The following is a 19391-nucleotide window of genomic DNA, read 5'->3' on the forward strand; positions in this document are numbered from 1 at the left end:
ATAATATATCGAAACTTTAGTCCATATTATATTTTATTAACTGAATTCAGAAAACAAAACTCACAGTCGCTTTTTAATTCACATGTTAGCTGATACCCACAAATTTTTCCGTTGGTTCGTATTTGCTTCCCTGGTGACTTTTACTTATGGCACTTTTTCCTGATCCTGTTTTTGTGGGAAAAGCCGCTCTCCAGCATAGAGTGGAAAAAGAAAGATATACTGTATGGCAAATATGGTTGTACGGGTCAGAGAAATCATAATTTAGTCCTCTTGAGAGAAGCTCCCGATTTTTACCTACAAATTAGTCTGCTTGAACGAAGCGAAACAATCGAGTACTTTTGCGGTTACATCGCAACTCCCAGAAAATCTCCGATTTCCTGCGATCCCGAGGCGCAATTCGGGAAGAAAAACATTATTGTTTAAAACCATAACGTAGTCCTCTTGAGCGAAGCGTAGCGAAAAGGACCTCGTGCTGTTGCGATTACATCGCAACTCCCAGGAAATCTCCGATTTCCTGTGATCCTGAAGCGAAACTCGGGAAGAGAAACTCGGGTGGTACGCTTAGGATGAAAAAAGAAATAGAGGGCTTGCCCGAAAGCAGGGAAATAAGGCAGTTCCGGGCAAAGAAAAAAGATTCGGTACAGGTTTTTTTAGATTAAAGTCCTTTGTATCTTTTGAAGTTTTATCTCCCGTATATTTCCTTGTTTTAGTATATTTTCTTGTTCTGTATATTTTATACTCTGTATATTTTCCCTGTATAGTACAATCCATTTATTTTTCTGCTTTAGAGGAAAGTGCTTTTATGCGTTATATCCCGCAGCCAGGTTGACATTTACGTAGACTACTGCTTCATTAGTGTGCTTGTAGCCATAGTCATCAGTGACTTCGGGTAGCTCGTCCGCTTCTGCCTGAGAGGTTACCACAGTACCTGCAGGGATGTATCTGCCATCAGGGATGGTCACACCAATTGCTCCTGATTTCGGTTCGAGTACACAGTTGTCTCCTACGTTAGCCTTGAAAACGAGAGCCTGCATACCAATGAATGTGTCATTTCCGACATAGGCCGGACCGTGGATCTGAGACTGGTGGGCAAGAGATACTCTTTCTCCGACGTAAACTGCATATTTTTCACCGTCAACCTCAACCAGATTACTTTCCACAGGTTCGCCTTCCTCATTAACCGTTTCAAGGGCATGTAGTACGACCCCGTCCTGGATATTGGTCTCGTCCCCAACAAAAATCGGCGTGCCTTCGTCGCTCCGGACCGAAGCCATCGGGGAAACCATTACACTTGCGCCTATTGTTACGTCACCTATTACTGCTGCCTGAGGGTGGATGTAGGCAGTAGAGTCAATTACCGGTTCGGTTGGTTCGGGATTCCAGGGGGTCACGGGATTTGCCCGGATGTTCGAAACCTCGCTTTCAACCTCTGTGTCCGCACTTTCGCCATCTTCTGCTCCCTCACCCTGCGATACACACCCGCTTCCGGCAAGGGTAAGTGCCAGGGAGAAAAGAAGAGCCAAAAAGATCCTGTTAATTTTCATAGAAGTCCTCCAGTAACAGTGTCAAGATTATAAGTTATATAGGCGTTTCCATTTTTATTTAAAAAAAGATAATAAAATAAATGTAAAAATATTTTGATCAAAAATCGGAAGTGGAAACTTATCTCATATTACAAGTAAGTTCAGGAATGCCCCTGCTCACAAAACCCTTTTCATTAAAAACAGTTTACAAGAATCCACGAGCATACAGCCCTTTTAGAAATTAAGGATGATTGACTGATTTCAGCAAATTCAAAAAGCCATATATCTGAAAGATATAGAAAATGTCATGGAGTCTGTGCTTCAAGTTCCCTGCCAGTTAATCAGGCTGATCTGCCTGCATTGTCTTTTAATTAAGATGCATAAAAATAAGTTTAGGTACGAAAGAAATAAAAAACTTGTAGAAATTACATTTAAGAATTGACGAGACACTAGGGCCTCCCATATGATATAAAAGCTAAGAATAGTGAAAAATCGAAAAAGTTATTCCTGGTGAATCCTTGTTTTGTTTAATGTCAAAAGAATATCTAAGTTGGGACAAATTTATTGTGACCAAAATTCCCTCAAGTGTCAAATTGGATCCTATAATTTATGAATATATAAAAAAAGATCATTTGATTCTTGATATCGGATGTGGTGTTGGAAAAGTTTCCCTTCAACTTGCCTTTCAGGGTTTTTATGTGGAAGGAATAGACATTAATGAAACTGGAATACTTGCTGCACAGGATAGTGCAAGAAAACTAAACCTGGCTGATAAAGCACATTTCAGAGTTGGAGATGCTAAAGATTTACCATATATGGATGATAAATTTGACATTGTTATCATGCATGGACTTTTGACCATTATTGTGGATAACAGTGATAGAAACAAAATTATACAGGAAGCTTATAGGGTTCTGAACCCAGAAGGGCATTTATATATTGTAGACTTTGGTCAAACTTGGCACTCAGATATATACAGAGAAAGATATCTGAAAGATTTCCCCATAACAAAGGAAGAAGGATCTTTTTTAGTTTATAATAAAGATACAGGGGAAATTGAGTTCATTTCACATCATTATACAGAAAAAGAATTGATTTTTCTTTTGGTAAATAATGGATTCAAAATAGATTATTTTAGAGACTTTTTATTATTTTCTGGTTTTTCGTTTTCCCTCTATATCGTGCAAAACAATAAAATTTTAATTATATTGATATATTTTTTCTATTTATGGGAAAAGGAAACATTGCAATAGATAAATCAATGATAAAAACAATAGTTGACGGCAAAATAATAATTCCTTTGCCAAAAGTTTTGGTTGAAAATCGATACTATCCTATGTTCTCTATATTCTCCCCTACTCAGTGTGATAGTTGTGGAAGTAAATTACATGTTAACTCTCATCACACTCGTTTTATTATATCACGTTACGGCACTATATCTCTCAATGTTACATACTGGCTTTGTCCCACTTGTAAGAAACATTATCATGATCAGGTTATTGGTGTTCAGGGTTCTGCAAATTACAGTTCTGAATATTATGATACACAAATAAATGTCAGATACGATGGACGATGCAGTCTGCACAATTCTCGGCGAATTGGGGAAACATATACAGAAGGAGTAATAAATGTCTGTGGAAGAGCTCCTTGTCCCACTTCATTGTGGTTATATGAACAGAAACTAGCAAAACTTTCAAAGCAAGAACTTTTGAACCAAGGAGTTAGCTTTGAAGAAACATTGTATGTTGATGGGAATTGGATCAAGAATGGATGGAAAAAAAAGCTTGAAGAATTTATTGGAACGAAACTCACAAAGAAAGAATGGAAAAAAATGCGATATAAATCTGTTTACGTTGTTGCTACCAAAGAGAAGGTCATTTTAGATTTTGAAGTAACTGAGAGGTTACCAACAATTGAGGCTCTGATGCCTCTTTTTATACGAATAAAGAACCGATTTCCTGAAGATAAAATCAAAAAGATTGTTTCTGATGAGGATAAAGCGATCATTGGAGCCGTAAAAATGGTCTTTCCTGAAGTGACTCATTCTTTTTGTGTGTTTCATCAATTAAAAAACGTTAGTAAGAGGTATTATGAGGAATTCAGTTCTATTGAAGAGATTCCAGATAACGATAAGATTACCTACAATGAGATATCTCAATTGATACTTTCTGATACGGTTATCAGTGCTGTTGCGCATATTCAGAAGATACGAGAATTTAACTCTGATCTTGAACTTTCTGAAGCGTCTCATAAAGCGATTTCTTATGCCGAAGAGATTTTCAGCAAGAATGTGAGCTTCTTGAAAAAAGGTTTTACACCTGAGACAGATAATACAATGGAACAAATATTTTCTTTGATATGTGATATAGTAGACAAAGTAAGGTCATTCAAAACCGATAATGGACTAACTAATTTTTGTTACAATCTATTTACTTTTTTCAACAAACGGTGTTTCAGCACTGGAAAATGGAAAGGTTTCTCACCTTTAATGAGAGCAAGATTCCAATATGGATAATGCTAGAATTGGAGAATAATTAGTTCTTAAACTTGATGGCTTATAGCTGTAGCTGTCGGAAATTCCCACAAAAATAGTTCCACAATTTGGAAAATTTTGGTGAATGCTTGTGTAAATGAATCAACATTTTTAAATGAGTGAATTGATTTGCTCAAATTGGGATGAAATTTTGTGGTTGTCTTGAAATTGAAGAAAAACCAGAAAAAATTAAAAAGACTCTTATTTTAAGATTAAAGAATTTGTTTCAAGATCGGGAAATAAAGTAAATGGGTTTGTTATAATATCAAAAATTTGAGTATAAATGAAATACTTAATTAGAGGCGAATAAATCAAATTGCGTGCGGCCACCACACCCTAAAGAGGCTGTCCGACAAATCTTGACAGTAATAAGACCCTCCGCGCTCCCATTGTAATAAAAACATGTTGGTAATATATTCATCTTACTTGAATTTCTCCAGAAAAGCAATTCATTTTTTGGCTGGCGAATTTACGGCAATGTTACTTCCCTTTGTCGCTCATGAGCCTATCCTGCCTGCAATGATGGCTTCCAGGCTTGCTCTTGCAACATATCTGCCGCCATAGACTTAACAGACGCATGTACTGGTTTCAGGGTCCGGAAACATCTATGACGTGGATTTCACATTAAGCTGGGGGTTGATAATATTTTTTACCTGGTGTATTGACAGAACTTTCTGGCTTGGGGTAATCCCTGTGCTTTTTATGGCATATGGGGACGGGATAACCGGAATAATAAGGAACCTGAAGTATAATTTTCCGGATTCTTTTCTTACATTCCCTTGATTCATTCTTACAGCCCTTTATACCTATTTTTTCTGAGTAACCCTTAAGCTTGCCTTGAAAGCCTGTATATTTAAATCGTTCATCCCCTACATTTTAAAATATCATATATATCTGAGGGAATACATTAAGAAATAATTTATATCAGGAGAGGAGATATATAGGGTGTTAAGAGGGGAATTTGCAGAGTTTCAGTTATTGGATTAACTGTTCGGAAGATGGGGTTTCAACTAACTAAATCGCTATATAAACAATCGAAATAAAAAAATGATAATAATAACCTTGTATAGATAATTGTTTTTAAAAATTGATATTATACCGATTAATACACCGATTAACATGCATCTTCCAAAAATAATCTGAAACTTTTTGATACAGAACTTCTTGAGATTTATCACTCTTTATATTTATGGGGATAGAATGAAATGGATGAGAAAAAAAAGAGTTTAAGAAAGAAGGTCGAACGCTCTGTTTTCGCGGGGAACAGGGCAGCCGCTGCAAAAGAGCTGGGGAGTACCGGAGACCCTGAGGCTGTTCCCATTCTGATTAAGGCGCTTGAAGATTCCAGCCCGAAGGTAAAAATTGCGGCTTCGGATGCGCTGGGGAGACTTAACGACCCTGCTGCAGTCCCGGGTCTGATTAAAATGCTTGCTGAACCTGAAAGTACTGTCAAGAAAACTGCAATAATTGCTCTGGGAAAGATAGGCACACCGGAGGCAGTTTCCGGAATTGTTAAAGGGTTCAGTGATCCGGATAAGTTCGTACAAAAAGAATCGGTAAAAGCCCTGATGAAAATAGGGTCTCTGGAAGCTGTTTCAGGGCTTACGAAAGCTCTTGGGAGTTCGGATATCCCCCTAAAAAAAACTTCAATAATCGCCCTTGGGAAAATAAATACTTATGAAGCGGGCTGCGGGCTTATAAAAGCTCTTGAAGACCCGGACAACAGGGTAAGGCAGCGAGCTGTGAAAACCCTTGGAAAAAGGGGCAACCCGGATGTCCTTGAAGATCTGATGGAGGCGCTGAAAGACTCAAGACAACCGGTACAGGAAGCGGCATCCGAAGCCCTCCGCAAAATAATAGCTGCATCAGACTCGGTCCCCGTTCTGGTAAAGGCACTGGATGCAACTGACAGAAATGTCAGGAAAGCTGCAATAGAAGCTCTCTGGAAAGCAGGTACCCCTGAAGCCATTCCCCCCCTTTTGAGGGAGCTTGATGACGCAGACTGGTATTTGAGAAGTCGGGCTGCTGACGCACTTGCAGACATCGCTTCCCCTGAAGCCGCCCTGGGGCTTATTAAAGTCATGGATATCCATGACAGTCCTGTAAAGAAAATAATAGTGAATGCCCTTGGAAAAATCGGGACGGTTGAAGCCGTTGAAGGTTTGGTCAAAGCCCTTGAAGACCTTGATAGCTCGGTCCGGGAGACTGCAGCCCTTGTGCTTGGAAAGACAGGAAAAACAGAAGCTGTGCCAGGGCTTTTGAAAGCACTTCATGATTCGAAAAATGCCGTCCAGGAAGCTGCTGTGATCTCGCTTGGAGACCTGAAGGCAAAGGATGCGGTTCCTGAACTACTAAAAATCCTTGATGACCCTGAGGCTATGACGCATAAAGCCGTAATTTCTGCACTCGAAAAAATAGGTACACCCGAAGCAGTTTCGGGTCTTGCAAGAGCTCTTGAGAATCATGGCGCTTCCGTAAGAAAAGCTGCATTAAAGGCTCTCGAAAGAGTTGAGAAATCAGGCAATACCCTGGAAAAGGTAAAAAACCTCGGAACTTCAGGTTTCGAGGTTTCAGAATAACGCACCAGAACAATTAGTCTTCCCGGCTTTACACCGAACTTGTGAAGGGGGTAAGTTTTCCCCCACCATTCAGGGTATATGTTCTACCCTTAAGCCAGCTATTTGTACTTTCATCTGCGTCATAATAGATAGTGTAGCCGTTGTCTTTAATATTGGCCAGGGTGGGGCCTTTATTAGTCAGGCTCGTAAGGTAGGAAGTCCCGGTCACGTCCCAGGTGCTGGTCGAGTCCAGGATAAGGGCAATTGAGCCAGCTGTATTGTCCGCATTTATAGCTCCTGTCAGGCTGGTTCCATTCTCGAGTATGACTGTGACCGAACTGAGGCTATCACAGGTAATGTCCCCGTTAAGAACTTCCTCTTCGGCCTTAAGGGTCACTACACCACCGTTTGAACCCGTATTTCCCCACTTGTCGGCACTGGCTGTGAGAAGCGTGCCTGATGTTGCAGTTAAATCCGCACCTTTTAACTCGATTACAGAGTCTGTGTTCGTAACATAGAACAGGGGACCGACTTCAGCCGTAAGGGACCCGCCATTCATCTTAAAGATGCTGGTGCCCACTTCGGCATCCCCGGAGAAGCTCTGATACAGCATTACTCCGTATTTTTTTGCGCCCGAGAGGGTAACATTCGTAATGGTAATGGAGTTCTTTCCTTCTATTACGGCAGCTTCGGACCCGGTCGCAGTAATTACGGCTTTGGAAACCTTAATAACACCTGTTGAATAAATTCCTGGAGAACCGTCTCCTGCCGTGTTCATAGTCCCGCCTGTAACGGTCACAGTTCCGCTGCCCCTGTCCGTTGCAATGGCTGCGCAGTGCTGCCCTTCAGTGCTGATATCCACATCGGTACAGGTTATGTTTCCAGTAAAGGTTGCATCCACGCCTCTTGAACCATCACCTGTGGTCTTGATCTCTACATCAGACAGGACAATTGAAGACCTCGTACCCGTTGCAAAGACAGCATTGGCACCATTGGCACTCGTGCTCACCGTACAGTTGGTGAGTTTCACCTTACTGCCTGACTCTGCCAGTACTGCAGCATTGAGGCCGTAAAAGTCACTGTTTTCATTCGAAGAAGTGTTTCCAGTCTTTTTTATTGTTGAATCGGATAGAGTAAAAGTTCCTCCATCAGTAACTTTTATGCTGCTTTCATCAGGATTAGATGCAGTAATTGCCTGGGTTGCCTGGGCTGAAGTCCCGCCACTCTGTGCATATGCCTTAGTTGTTATTGACGCCGATGTTCTGTCCGACTCAGACCCCCCTGAACTGTCAGAGTCGAATAAGCATCCGCAGCCAGCGAGCGTAATGAGTGTGATAATACTGGTGGCCAGCAGCAGCGCGACTACATTTCGAGATACAAGATATTTGTTCATTTTCTGGTTTCCTCTTTCAGGGTAATTTCTTCGTGATAGTCTCAAGTGTGTAAAGGGATGTATAAAAACAATTTCCTGAATGATTAAATAATTGTTTTGCAGTTCAAAACAGGCAGTAAAAACGGTTAGAAAAAGGAAAGGACAGATCCTTCTATTGGATAGACCTTTCCATTTTTGCTCCTGAAGCCTTAAAAGAATCTAAACTTCAGGTCAATTTCCGACTCAGTTGAAAGGGCTCAGCTGAAAAGGGATTTCAGACTGTTAAGAAGACTTGCAAAGAAACCGGTTTCAGTGGAGCTTTCGGTCTCAGCATTTTCGGCATTATCTGTTTCTTCCTGTTCATCGGGAGCCTGTCCGGACATTCCCTGTTTTTCCATACTTGCATTTTCGCCCATTGCGTTAGCCCCCTCTGGCCTCTCAGGGCGCTCTTCGGACATGTTCCCAGCGCCCTGTGGAGGTACCTGACTTCCGTTCTGACTTCCGTTCTGAGCCTGTTCAGGGCCAGGGCCCATCATTCCAAAACCGGAAATGCTCATCAATTCTTCAGGGGCCTCTTCAAGCAGGGTATCAAGCTCTTCCCGGACCGTCTGGAGGTCTGATTCAGATTCGGCTTCGGAAATTTCTTCTTTGATTGAAGTCAGCCCGCTTATCAACTCTTCGGCGGATGCAAGGGTCTCATCGTCAAGTTCTTCGGTGGAGTTTTCAAGAGCTTCTATCATCCTGTCAACAGATTCGGTCATCCGGCTCTGCATAGTATCAAAATCTTCCTCCGGGAGGGAGGGTTCTGTTGTTTCCTCCTCAGCAAGTGCGTAACTGGGAACTGCGCTGAACATTATCAGCAAAACGGAAAAAATGGAAATTTTTTTCAGGGTAAAGAATTTGGTCGAATCAAAAAGTTTCATGTATATAACCTCTAATGAATCTAACCTCTAATGGATCTGCATTCAGATAACGAATCTTGAATTCGGATCGTATTCTGGGATACATAATTTTGAAATGTGTAATCGGGGAACAAATCAGGAATAAAAATCCATCCAGGTCTCCTGAAGGTAACATGTGCCAGAAAAAGAACGGGAAAAGAGTATGTGCTCTATCTCCCAATCCATTCCCTTTATCTCAGGTTCTGACATATCATATAGTGCTGTTATGATGGGCTTCCTTTCAGGAGGCCTTTTCTATTTTTTTTGACTTCTATTTCCCTGGTATGGATTTTACGGATCTCCTGACTTAGGTTTTCGGTTTGGGTTTTTTAACTGGATCTTTAAAGGAGGGATTTTTAATGATCATCTCAGAGGATCAGTCCTCGGTGCTGTTATCCGTGCCGTTCTCCGGCACGATTTCAGAGCGTATGAGCCTGTTTCCGCGGTCACCCTGCATTTTGCCTTCTCTTTGCATTGGGCCACCCTGCTGCATCAGGCCCTTCCCATTTTTCATTTCAGAGGACATAATTTCTCTGAGCTCATCAAGGGATTCAACCCCTTCGACATCTGCGATCAGGGCAGTGAGTTCCTCAATCCTGTCTTCTAGCTGCTCATCAGTTGCATTTTCATCTTCCGTAAGCCTGGCATTCAGGATCTCAATTTCCTTTTCAAGGGAATCAACGGTCTGGGTCTGAAGGTAATCGAATATAACGTCCTCCAGTTCTGCAGCTGTTGAAGCCTCACTTATATCAGCATATAAGTTTTGAAGCTCAGCGATTTTTTCATTGAGCTCTTCAGCCCTGTCGTCTTCGCCTGCTTCCTCGAGACTGGTCTGCATTTCTTCAAGCTGTTCGGTCATGTTCTGAAGGGAATCAAGCATATTAGTCTGGACCTCAGTAAAGTTCTCATCAGTTAAGTTCGCGACTTCAAAGAGGCATGGTCCGTATGTTCTACAGGGGAATCCGTTCTTTTCTCCAAAGCCCGCACCTTCAGCATTTGCTGGCCTATCTGCGAGCAAAACCTCCTGCAGTTCTTCTGCACTTGAAGCCTCACTTACATTGTCATACTTGCTTTGAAGTTCAGCAATCTTTTCAGTAATTGAGTTAAGAATTTCAGCCTGAATATCTGAGAAGTTTTCTTCAGTAATATTTAAAGCAGAACCAAAACCCATGCCACGCATTCCATCAGGCCCTGCACCCCCATGCCCCATACCTCCGGGCATCATTTTCCCTAATTCGTTTTCATTTGTTGAATTTGATTGATTTGTGGTCCCGTTTTCCAAAGCAAAGGCGCCGGAAGGAATGATGCTTAAGACCATCAGCACCACCGCAAAACTGGCAGCCGATTTTACTGCTTGTTTTTTCATAGTATACCTCCGTCAATTACTTGTTTGATTTACTTGTCTAACTTACTTCGTTATTCTTTTCTGTTGAGCTCAAGCAGCTTTTCGCCGCTCGACATTTCTGTAATAAGCTGGCTTAAATATAAGCATACTTTCTGGAATAGGGATTTTTAACGATTTGAATTTAGAAAATAAACTTTTATCCAACTTTATTTTAAGAATTAAGCTTAAATAATGAATATGATGCTTATTTAAATTCTAAAAAACCTTATAATTTAACTGGATAAATGTGTCCAATAAATTAGATACCTGAACAGCTAGTGGTAACCTGTCCTACAAGAATAGAGTGATTTTAAGGTTGATGATTAAGGCAGATCGGTACAGAGACTCTCCAGCACCAGGAATGAAAATCTGCATCTTTTGGATTACTGGGATACGTGACCTACCAGATTACCATTCCCCATTATTACAAGCTCATTTTTATAGAAATCCATATCTTCCTCAGGTTTGTGTGATAAAAAAGAGCTGAAGGAGAAAGGTAACTGTCAATGAGCCTGTACTTGCTGTTAATTACATTTATTATTTATATTCATTATTAACTGCATTCGTCGCTTATTGCATTCGTCGCTAATTGCACTCATGATTAGTTGTCCTCGCGATTAGTTTTACTCGGAGTCACTTACTGGTAGAGAAATTAAGAGATAGATCAAAAAGATCAAAAAAGAAAAATAGGAAGAAAAAAGGAAGAAAAAATTTGAGAAAAACATGGGATTATTATGGGGGGCTTCATAGAGGTATAAAACCTGAAATCAGAAAGGCACTTTTCAAATGTGAAAATGGCTTATAAATAGAGTATAGCGCTGTTCAAGAGCTTTAAGGAAATCTGAATTCCCAAAATATGAGATTTAAGAATTATAAAGTATTAAACACAAAAATAAGCCCTCTTAAAGGAAATTTATTAAACCCAATACCGTGACGGAACTGGAAAAGTAAGTATGCTTTTATCTTTAAATCCAGATACAGCATCTGCAGTCAGGAATATACCGAAGAATACACATCCAACCCACTACAATCCTCGCCCAACAAACTCTTAAAACCAATAAACTCTCAAAACAAGAAACCTTCAAAATATGCTTTCAAGCCGTACTATTTCGTGTTTACATCATGAAAGGTGCGGCTGAAGCAAAAAATCGAGACCACATGTTGTATCATATACCTGCAAAATAACAGCTTCGGATGTTCCTGACAGCTAATAAACCCTTCAAGAAGATATCAGAAGAGATATTATTATCACAACATCCAACATACAGAGACAGAAAGATGCCTGAAAACCCTGAGGAAAATTTGTTGGTCCTGCAGCTTTCCGAAGATTCTAGGAAAATTGCCAGACTCCTCTCTAATGAGACTTCGATCAGGATCCTCAAACTGCTTTACAGAAGATCGATGTCAGCCGCTGACATTGCCGATGAGCTTGAAGTGCGCCTGAATACCCTCAAGTACAACCTGGATTCACTCCTTGAAGCCGGGCTGATCAGAGTCAGACAGGTAAAATGGAGTCGAAAAGGAAGAGAAATAAAGGTGTATGAAGCAGTAGAGAAAGTAATAATTCTTCTGCCAGGAAAAAGAAGTCCTGATATGTCCCTCATATTAACGATGCTCCGGCAGCACAGCCTGAAAAGCCCGGAAGGATCGGATGTTTCGGGAGTTTATTGTGAGCCCGGAATCTGAAATTTCCGCAAGCATGCATCTGAGATTGCTTAAGGTATGCTTTAAAGAAAAATTTCAGAACTCCAACAATATTTTAATATATAAAAACAATAAATGGAATGTAGTGTCCAGTGATTATTTACCAGAAGGCGTAGACAAGCATGAAAATTAAACTCTTGTCCTTGATTCTTATAATAATGGGAGTTCTCGTAACTTCAGGTTGTGTTGATTCACAGGCACAGCCTTATACAAAAGTTCCAGGCGATCTTTACAGGAGCATTTTCTACCCCTATGCTGGACTCCTGACGCCGCATCCTCCTCCACATTCAGATGTGGACGGACCGCCTTCTCTGCGAGATGCAACCCACCTGCTTGATGAGAATATTGAAAAGGCAGAATTTATAGCTGAAAAAATAGAACCTGGAATTCAGTACTTCAAGGAACAGGGAAAGGATGTGAACAGGCTTGAGGCTCTGCTTGAAGAATACAAAAGGCTCATAGAAGAAGCAAAGAGTTATCGAGCCCTCGCAGCATCCGTATCTGGCGAAGACTACGTCATTTCCGGGACGAATGAAGCTTCAGAAGACGAAATGACAGTGGAGAGTTCGGAAAAGGAGTACCTGATCCAGTCCCAGAAGAGCATGATTCAAGCCAACCTCGTGCTTAAAGACATATTTGAAGAGTTTAAGCGCCTGATGCCCGGAAGTGTAGAACTGAACGAGACTGCCAGGCTAAATGCGGAAGGGGAGGGAAGAGTTACTCTAATGGGAGGTTTTAACCTCAGCCTGCACCTGCAGGAAGGTGAAATAGCCATAATGGACCTTTCCCCTGATTCAGCAATACAGATCGAAGGGGACTACACAGTTGAAATTAAGGATGGACGGCAGGAAAACATGCTCATCTACCATATACGGTCTGCGGATGTGGAGATTTCAGGTTCCCAAAAAACACTGTTGCTTATTGGTGAAAATATCACTGTTGAAGCAGACGGAGAAGGCTATGCGGTTTTCTTCGGGAATGGGACTTACACTGTTGAAGATGCCGCCGGAACAAAGCCCGAAGAACAGTGGGCAGCTGAAATAATTTTAGTAGCAGAAATGGGCCCAGGGAAACCGGAAAGGACAGAAAGCAAGTTTTCCCCAGTGGGCATGCATATTCAGGAAAACGGGAGAAAAGAGCTTCATTGAAAGGAATCAGCTTTATTAAAGGGAATCAACTTTATTAAAGAGAATCTATAAAGTCATAAAAAAGATATAAGTATAAAGTCCGAAAAGATAAATTGAGAATCCAACCGTAACCCGGGTTTCCTGATAAAAATGAATCTGAAAGTTTACATAATATGCGTTGCTACCGCCGTACTTTTTGCTGTGCCTGTCCTTGCAGACAACACAGCCACAATTCACGGAGAGGTGTATAGCTGGGATACCTTCGAACCGCTGGAAAATGCCGTGGTTGAAGTAAACTCCACCCCTTCCCAGTCCATGGTAGCTAAATACGGCGTATACTATTTTGAGCTTGACCCTGGGGATTATCTCATTAAAGCCAGTTATTATGAAAACAGTACGCTAGTTAATTCTGGCGAAGTAACGGTCACAATTAAAGGGGAAGGGAGTTATGTACGTGACCTTTTGCTCCTCCCTGTTTATTCCACAATATTGATGGAAGGAGAGAATAATTCCAGCACCTCCGTACCGGTGAGTAATAATTCGGATTCTGATATCAGCTCAGATGAAGAAAACTCGAGCAATATTAATGTAAGTGTCCCTGAAGGAATAACCGGCTCTACCTTTTCAACCGGATATTATCTGCTTGCTGCCCTTGCACTGTCTCTCCTTTTAGTTGCCGGCTACAGTTTCCAGAAACGTAGAAACGTAGAGAAAAAGGAACCAGAAAAAGATAAATCGGGAAAAAGTCAACTGGAAGCAGATAAACTGAAGAAAAACAGACTTCAGGAAGGAAAAGCTGTACATGAAACAGCAGTATCCGAAGCAGAAAAAATCTCTTCACTCGGGAACACACCCACCTTTTCAGCAAAGCTTCCTGATGAAGGAGTTACACCGTCAATCGAAAAGGAAATCCAGGCAAAGCCCTCAGAAACCCGACTCCCCGAAGAGACGGACTTTGAATTAAAGGAAAAGGAAAAAGAGACAGAAAGCAAAACAGAGCCTTCCAGAACTGAAATAAAACCTGCAGAATTTGAACCTGAAGCAGAAGAAGATCGGAAAAAGAGTCCGGAAGAACCATCTCCAGAAAAGTCGTCAGAGGGATCAGAACAGGCTCCGGAACCCGCAAAGCGGCCCGAACCGGAAGCCCCTGCTGTCAAAAAGAATCTTCCTCTCCCTGCGGACCTCCAGGAAATCATGGACATCATCAGGGGCCAGGGAGGCAGGATTACACAGAAAGATCTCCGCAGTAAGTTAAGATATTCCGAAGGGAAAGTCAGCCTCATGCTTGCAGATCTGGAAAGAAGAGAGCTGATAGAAAAGTTCAAGCGGGGACGTGGGAATGTTGTGATCATCAGGGACGAGGAGAGATAAGTTTCCCTCATATATCAGCTCCCCATATCCCCTGATTCCCACATCCCACTACTTTTTTCATACCTGTATATTGGGTTATTCCAGATTAGTCGATAGCAGTATATTTTGCCTCGATAATCTCATCAGCTTTTGTTTCTTTGTTTCTTCTGAAACATTTCTTTGTGTTTAACATTAACCAGCCCCAGTGCAGTACAAAGTGGGCAATAAAGAAAGCCAGCATCAGAATCCCAATCTTCTCATGGATAACCTTCCAGAAATGGGACGTTCCATGTCCGTCGATAAACAATAAAAGACCTGAATAGCCAACCAGCACAAATTGTACGAGTAAGGCAAGGTCCACGACGTAGTTAATTTTTGTTCGACTCATTCTTTTACTCCATTGGATCTACATCTTTCTAACTTCTACATCTCTGAGTAATTTTTCCATATTTGTCTAACGATCAATTACGGCCACGCTGTTAACTCAGCTTGCCGTCTAACATCCCTCTAATTGCCAGACAAAGAGATAAAGATACTTGCAAAAAAAGAGTCTAAAAAGAACTTTATTTTCATTTTTAAGCATAATTGAAGCTATAAATTAGATTTAAATCTTTATTTTTGTGTTTAAACCTTAAAAAAAGTTTTTTAATTGATATTTTTAAGCCCATGCTGCTTTCGAGCCTGTTTTCCAGTCAGATAAAAAACAATCTGCAAACCAGTGCCTCAATTAAGAAGATAAACTGTAAAAATGACCCCTAGCTCAAGAGAATATTTTTTCTTACCCCAGAGACTATTTTTTAATTTAAGTAATTTTCAGCGATTTCTCCAACTTGACTGGTGACCCTGTAAAAAAGAAATACAGATTTGAAAGAGAAATAAGGCCTAATTATGCCAATTTGACCTTTTTGCTTCTCTTTTTACCCTCAAACATATTAAATAACTTTACATTTCAGCTTTTCTGTTCTTCTTTTTTCTTTTTGTTGGAATGACCGTTCTCCTGAGTCTTTTTATTTTACCATTGTTTTAAGTTAGTCCTCTTGAGCGCAGCTCCCGACTCTACTATAAAGTAGTCTGCTTTAGCGAAACTACCTATAAAAACCCATCAATTAGTCCGCCTGAGCTCAGCTCACTTCTCAACCCATAAATAATCTGCTTGAGCAAAGCGAAAAGGGCAGCGCACTGCGGAGCCGTAACTCTGCTGGCGCAACTCTGCCGGGACAAAAACGACTCGATATAGTGAATAAGATTTTACTGGTCATAAGACCTGTAATTTTAGTCCTCTTGAACGAGCGAAGCGAGTGAAAAGGACCTCATGCTCCCGAAGCGAAACTCGGGAAGCGAAACTCGGGAGAAAAACAAATTTCCATTCCATGCCAGATAACTCCAGGGGTTTATGACTTCGAAAGACTTGCTGAGTATTTTCAGAATTATTTCCGACGATTTTCTTACATTGACTCAACCCTCAGTGCGCAAATAGTAGGAGATCAATTTATATTGGGGGCTCCAGAAAAGAACAGTAAATTTTTTAAATTATTTTTGATGCTCTCGAGTTCTAAATATTTTTTTTATTTTATTTTTGGGGAGGAGGTTATTTTCTACCTCTCTATGAGTATGCAGGTCAAGGAATGAGAACATGTCAATATCCGAATCCGGGATTTCGTCCATGGAAAACAGCTCACTGAGAAGGTTGTCATGGGATTACGAATAATCGTTACAGATAATAACACTTTATAGGGATTATAATTTCAGATTAAAGGCCTATTAAAGAATAAATATGTCAAAAACCATATAAAAAAGCTTCATTGATAAATTCATTCCTTAAATTCCCTTTTTTCGGTTAAGTATGCTTTTATTATTAAATGCCCATGATGGGGTTGACTGCCTCGAGTCCCTCCAGAGCAGTTATCTGACCAGGTACCGTCTAAAGGTGCTTACGTCAGAGAGGAGTAAACGGGAACTACACCTGGAAAGGATACCTCGCCACCAGAAAACTGGAACCCTTCAAAACGTCCAGGTGTTCCCTGTTTAAGAACAAGAGGAAAGGAGCAGTCAAACAGAAACCCTACACCCCAGAAGAAAGAGGCACCATGCACCCCGCAGGTGCCTCAAAATTATCAGGACCTCATTAAACCGTCTAATTGGGCCTTCATGGTCCAACTAGACCACATAATAAAATCAAACCAGATTGCACCACAACGCACCACAACGCACCACAACGCACCACAACGCACCACAACGCACCACAACATATACATTAAATACATCAAGTTTTGCGTTACTATCACCCTGATACCCTGGAGAAGGACATCAGCCTGACCACGAAATAATCGGATTCGATCACGAAATAATCAGATTCAATCACGAAACGGGTCGTGAGAATATAAAAGCCAACCGAACAGAAGAAAATCAAATTAAAGCTACTCTGAAAAGATTCAGCTCAGCCTGAAAGATTCAGCTCAGATATGACTAGCTTTTTAGAGGTAATTTATGACACTTACTGAAATTATAGAGAACTTCAAAACGAAGTTAAATCCCTCAACAATCATGGATTCGCTCGAAAAAACTGCAAGTTTCTACGACGAATCCGAAAACGATTCAGAGGCAAGTGGTTCATGGGAGGAGCTACAAAACCAGAAAAGAAGTTCCTCCACCGGTTTTTCCCATAGCTCTGAAAGGAGCAGGCTCACCAGTAACGAAAGAGAACCACTTATAAAACTCACTGATGTCTGGAAAATCTACCAGATGGGGGAGGTTGAGTTTGCAGCCTTGAAGGGAATAGATCTGGATATCTTCGAAGGAGAATTTCTTGTAGTGCTCGGCCCCAGCGGAAGCGGAAAAAGCACTCTTATGAACCTGCTGGGCTGTCTCGACATACCTTCAGAGGGCACGGTTTACCTGAACTCAAATGACATCTCAGAACTCGAAGAATCCGAGCTTGCCCGCATCAGGGGACAGATGATTGGCTTTATTTTCCAGAGTTTCAACCTGATTCCCACGTTGAGTACGGAAGAAAATGTGCTCTTGCCCCTGGAATTTCAGGAAGAGGACGCACATTTAGCCCGAAGGAAAGCTGAATATCTGCTTGACATAGTCGGGCTTTCGGACAAGAAAAAAAACCTGCCATCCCAGCTCTCTGGCGGGCAGAGGCAAAGGGTTGCCATAGCCCGGTCCCTGGCTGTGAACCCGCCTATAATCCTGGCAGACGAGCCTACGGGAAACCTGGACAGCAAGACAGGAGATTACATCCTGGAATTTCTGGACGGATTGCATGAAAAGGAAGGCAAGACGATTATCATTGTGACCCATGACCTGGACCTGGTAAAATATGCAACAAGAGTTGTGTACATCAGAGACGGTGAAATCGAAAAAATTGAAATACGCACGAAAAAAGAACCAAGTACGATAAATGAATCGGATATGAATTGAGGAATAAAAATGAAAAAGTTTTCTTTACTAACAATTTTGCTGCTGTTTTCAGCGTTCATATGCCTGGGGGCCGGAACAGCCTTAGGGTCTACAGGGGACATAACGTCCTCATCCCTGGAAGTCAATTTAACCAATCAGAACCCGGACACTGCTCGTCCCGGAGAAACTGCTGAGCTTACCGTTAGCGTGCAGAATGTGGGAACAAAGGATGCAAAAGATATTACTGTCACCGTCGATCCGGAATATCCTTTCTCTAAAATTTCCGGAGAAGCCCTGGAAAAAGAGATCTCCTATCTGAATGCGCGGCAGGACGAAGACGAGGGAGGTGTCCTAAAATTCAAGCTCTTGGTAGATTCCAATGCCTCTGCCGGTACGTATCCCGTAGATATTACAACTACCTATAAAACAGGGTCAGGATCTTCGGCGACCACGTACACAACTACAAAAACCGTCTACATCGATGTAAGAGGGAAAGAATACGCTCAGATCGTGACCATAGATAAGGCAAACATCGACATTGCAAAAGAAGAAACTCTTGAGTTCATCGTAACGAATACCGGAACTTCCCCTCTGAAAAATATGGTGATATCCTGGACAGACCCTGACGGCGTGGTCCTCCCGGTATACTCGGACAATACCAAGTACATTAAGTACCTGGATGCAGGGGAATCCGTAACCGTTACTTATTCCGTGATGGCAGATGTAAACGCGGATCCGGGCCTTTACACACTTGACATAACCCTGACCCTTGAAGACTATGAATCCAATGAGCAGACTATCAATACTACAGCAGGAGTTTTCGTAGGCGGTGAAACCGACTTTGACGTATCCTTCTCGGAAAGCGATGAAGGAGAAATTTCACTTTCGGTTGCAAACGTGGGCAACAACATCGCATATTCAGTGAAAGTCTCGGTTCCAGACCAGGAAAATTACAAGGTATCGGGGAGTTCCTCAACAATTGTAGGAAATCTTGAGAAAGGAGACTATACAATCACTACCTTTGACGTTGCAAGCACACAGGGTGCCGTAGGAGCTGAAGGTAGTACAGGCGGACCGGGTACTGCAAAAGCAAGTACTGAAGAAGGAAATTTAACCGTTGCCTCCGTGGAAAACAATCCCCTGTTAGTCCAGATTGAATATACGGATGCAAAAGGAGAGAGAATAACCGTCGATAAGGAAGTAGAACTCGAGATTACCGGCGGAACCATGGGTCCACAGACAGGAGGACCTGGCAACAGCGGTGGCATCACTTCGTACCTGCCATATATCGCGGTAATAATACTTGCGGGCGGAGCATTCGTGTACCGGAAGAAAATAGGAGAAAAGATCCGGGAAAGGAAAGAGAAAAAATCCGGGAACAAAAAGCCTGAAGGCAACCGAATAACTGCAGCTAGCAAAAAGCCTGAAGAGCAGAAATACGTCAATGAGACGTCAAAGGACTGAAAGACCAACATCCACGGAAAACGGAAGGAT

General features: G+C 41.6%; 13 protein-coding genes. 8 read left to right on the forward strand and 5 right to left on the reverse strand.

Annotated elements, in window-relative coordinates; translation table 11 throughout:
* Window positions 1–800: 800 nt before the first annotated feature.
* On the reverse strand, window positions 801–1544 hold the full coding sequence (locus tag MA_RS13190; protein ID WP_011022504.1) for a carbonic anhydrase: 744 nt from the start codon (window positions 1542–1544) through the stop codon (window positions 801–803).
* A gap of 509 nt (window positions 1545–2053) precedes the next feature.
* Here MA_RS13190 and MA_RS13195 point away from each other — a divergent pair.
* From MA_RS13195 to MA_RS13210, 3 genes are all read left to right on the forward strand, one after another.
* A complete protein-coding gene (locus MA_RS13195) occupies window positions 2054–2776 on the forward strand; it encodes a class I SAM-dependent methyltransferase (protein WP_048065433.1) in 723 nt (240 codons plus the stop codon).
* Entirely contained in the window at window positions 2752–4038 is a 1287-nt protein-coding gene (locus MA_RS13200; protein WP_011022073.1) for a transposase, read from the forward strand. Before MA_RS13195 ends, MA_RS13200 begins: the two co-directional genes overlap by 25 nt.
* A 1223-nt stretch (window positions 4039–5261) precedes the next feature.
* The gene (locus MA_RS13210) at window positions 5262–6635 is read left to right on the forward strand and encodes a HEAT repeat domain-containing protein (protein ID WP_011022506.1); all 1374 of its coding nucleotides are present in this window, start codon (window positions 5262–5264) and stop codon (window positions 6633–6635) included.
* Between the two features lie 28 nt (window positions 6636–6663).
* Here the strand turns inward: MA_RS13210 and MA_RS13215 are convergent, their stop codons facing one another.
* The 3 genes from MA_RS13215 to MA_RS13225 form a co-directional block, all read right to left on the reverse strand.
* A complete protein-coding gene (locus tag MA_RS13215) occupies window positions 6664–8007 on the reverse strand; it encodes a right-handed parallel beta-helix repeat-containing protein (protein WP_157860226.1) in 1344 nt (447 codons plus the stop codon).
* Between the two features lie 236 nt (window positions 8008–8243).
* The gene (locus MA_RS13220) at window positions 8244–8909 is read right to left on the reverse strand and encodes a hypothetical protein (RefSeq protein ID WP_011022508.1); all 666 of its coding nucleotides are present in this window, start codon (window positions 8907–8909) and stop codon (window positions 8244–8246) included.
* A gap of 394 nt (window positions 8910–9303) precedes the next feature.
* Complete coding sequence (locus MA_RS13225) at window positions 9304–10293, reverse strand: hypothetical protein (RefSeq protein ID WP_048065434.1); 990 nt, start codon at window positions 10291–10293, stop codon at window positions 9304–9306.
* 1296 nt (window positions 10294–11589) lie between these two features.
* Between MA_RS13225 and MA_RS13230 the strand changes: the two genes are divergently transcribed.
* The 3 genes from MA_RS13230 (at window position 11590) to MA_RS13240 (ending at window position 14513) form a co-directional block, all read left to right on the forward strand.
* On the forward strand, window positions 11590–11997 hold the full coding sequence (locus MA_RS13230) for an ArsR/SmtB family transcription factor (RefSeq protein ID WP_048065435.1): 408 nt from the start codon (window positions 11590–11592) through the stop codon (window positions 11995–11997).
* A 161-nt stretch (window positions 11998–12158) separates the two neighbouring features.
* Entirely contained in the window at window positions 12159–13163 is a 1005-nt protein-coding gene (locus MA_RS13235) for a hypothetical protein (RefSeq protein WP_226990594.1), read from the forward strand.
* Window positions 13164–13292: 129 nt separating this feature from the next.
* Window positions 13293–14513 (forward strand): helix-turn-helix transcriptional regulator, encoded by a 1221-nt coding sequence (locus MA_RS13240; protein ID WP_011022512.1) that lies wholly within the window; start codon window positions 13293–13295, stop codon window positions 14511–14513.
* Window positions 14514–14598: 85 nt separating this feature from the next.
* On the opposite strand, the gene MA_RS13245 is transcribed toward MA_RS13240, so the two are convergent.
* On the reverse strand, window positions 14599–14880 hold the full coding sequence (locus tag MA_RS13245) for a DUF4405 domain-containing protein (RefSeq protein WP_011022513.1): 282 nt from the start codon (window positions 14878–14880) through the stop codon (window positions 14599–14601).
* A 2099-nt stretch (window positions 14881–16979) separates the two neighbouring features.
* On the opposite strand from MA_RS13245, the gene MA_RS13250 reads away from it, so the two are divergent.
* Complete coding sequence (locus MA_RS13250; protein WP_011022514.1) at window positions 16980–17918, forward strand: ABC transporter ATP-binding protein; 939 nt, start codon at window positions 16980–16982, stop codon at window positions 17916–17918.
* A gap of 9 nt (window positions 17919–17927) precedes the next feature.
* Entirely contained in the window at window positions 17928–19361 is a 1434-nt protein-coding gene (locus tag MA_RS13255) for a COG1361 S-layer family protein (RefSeq protein WP_011022515.1), read from the forward strand.
* Window positions 19362–19391: the final 30 nt, after the last annotated feature.

Origin of the sequence: Methanosarcina acetivorans C2A (genome assembly GCF_000007345.1) — an archaeon.
Lineage (GTDB): Archaea > Halobacteriota > Methanosarcinia > Methanosarcinales > Methanosarcinaceae > Methanosarcina > Methanosarcina acetivorans.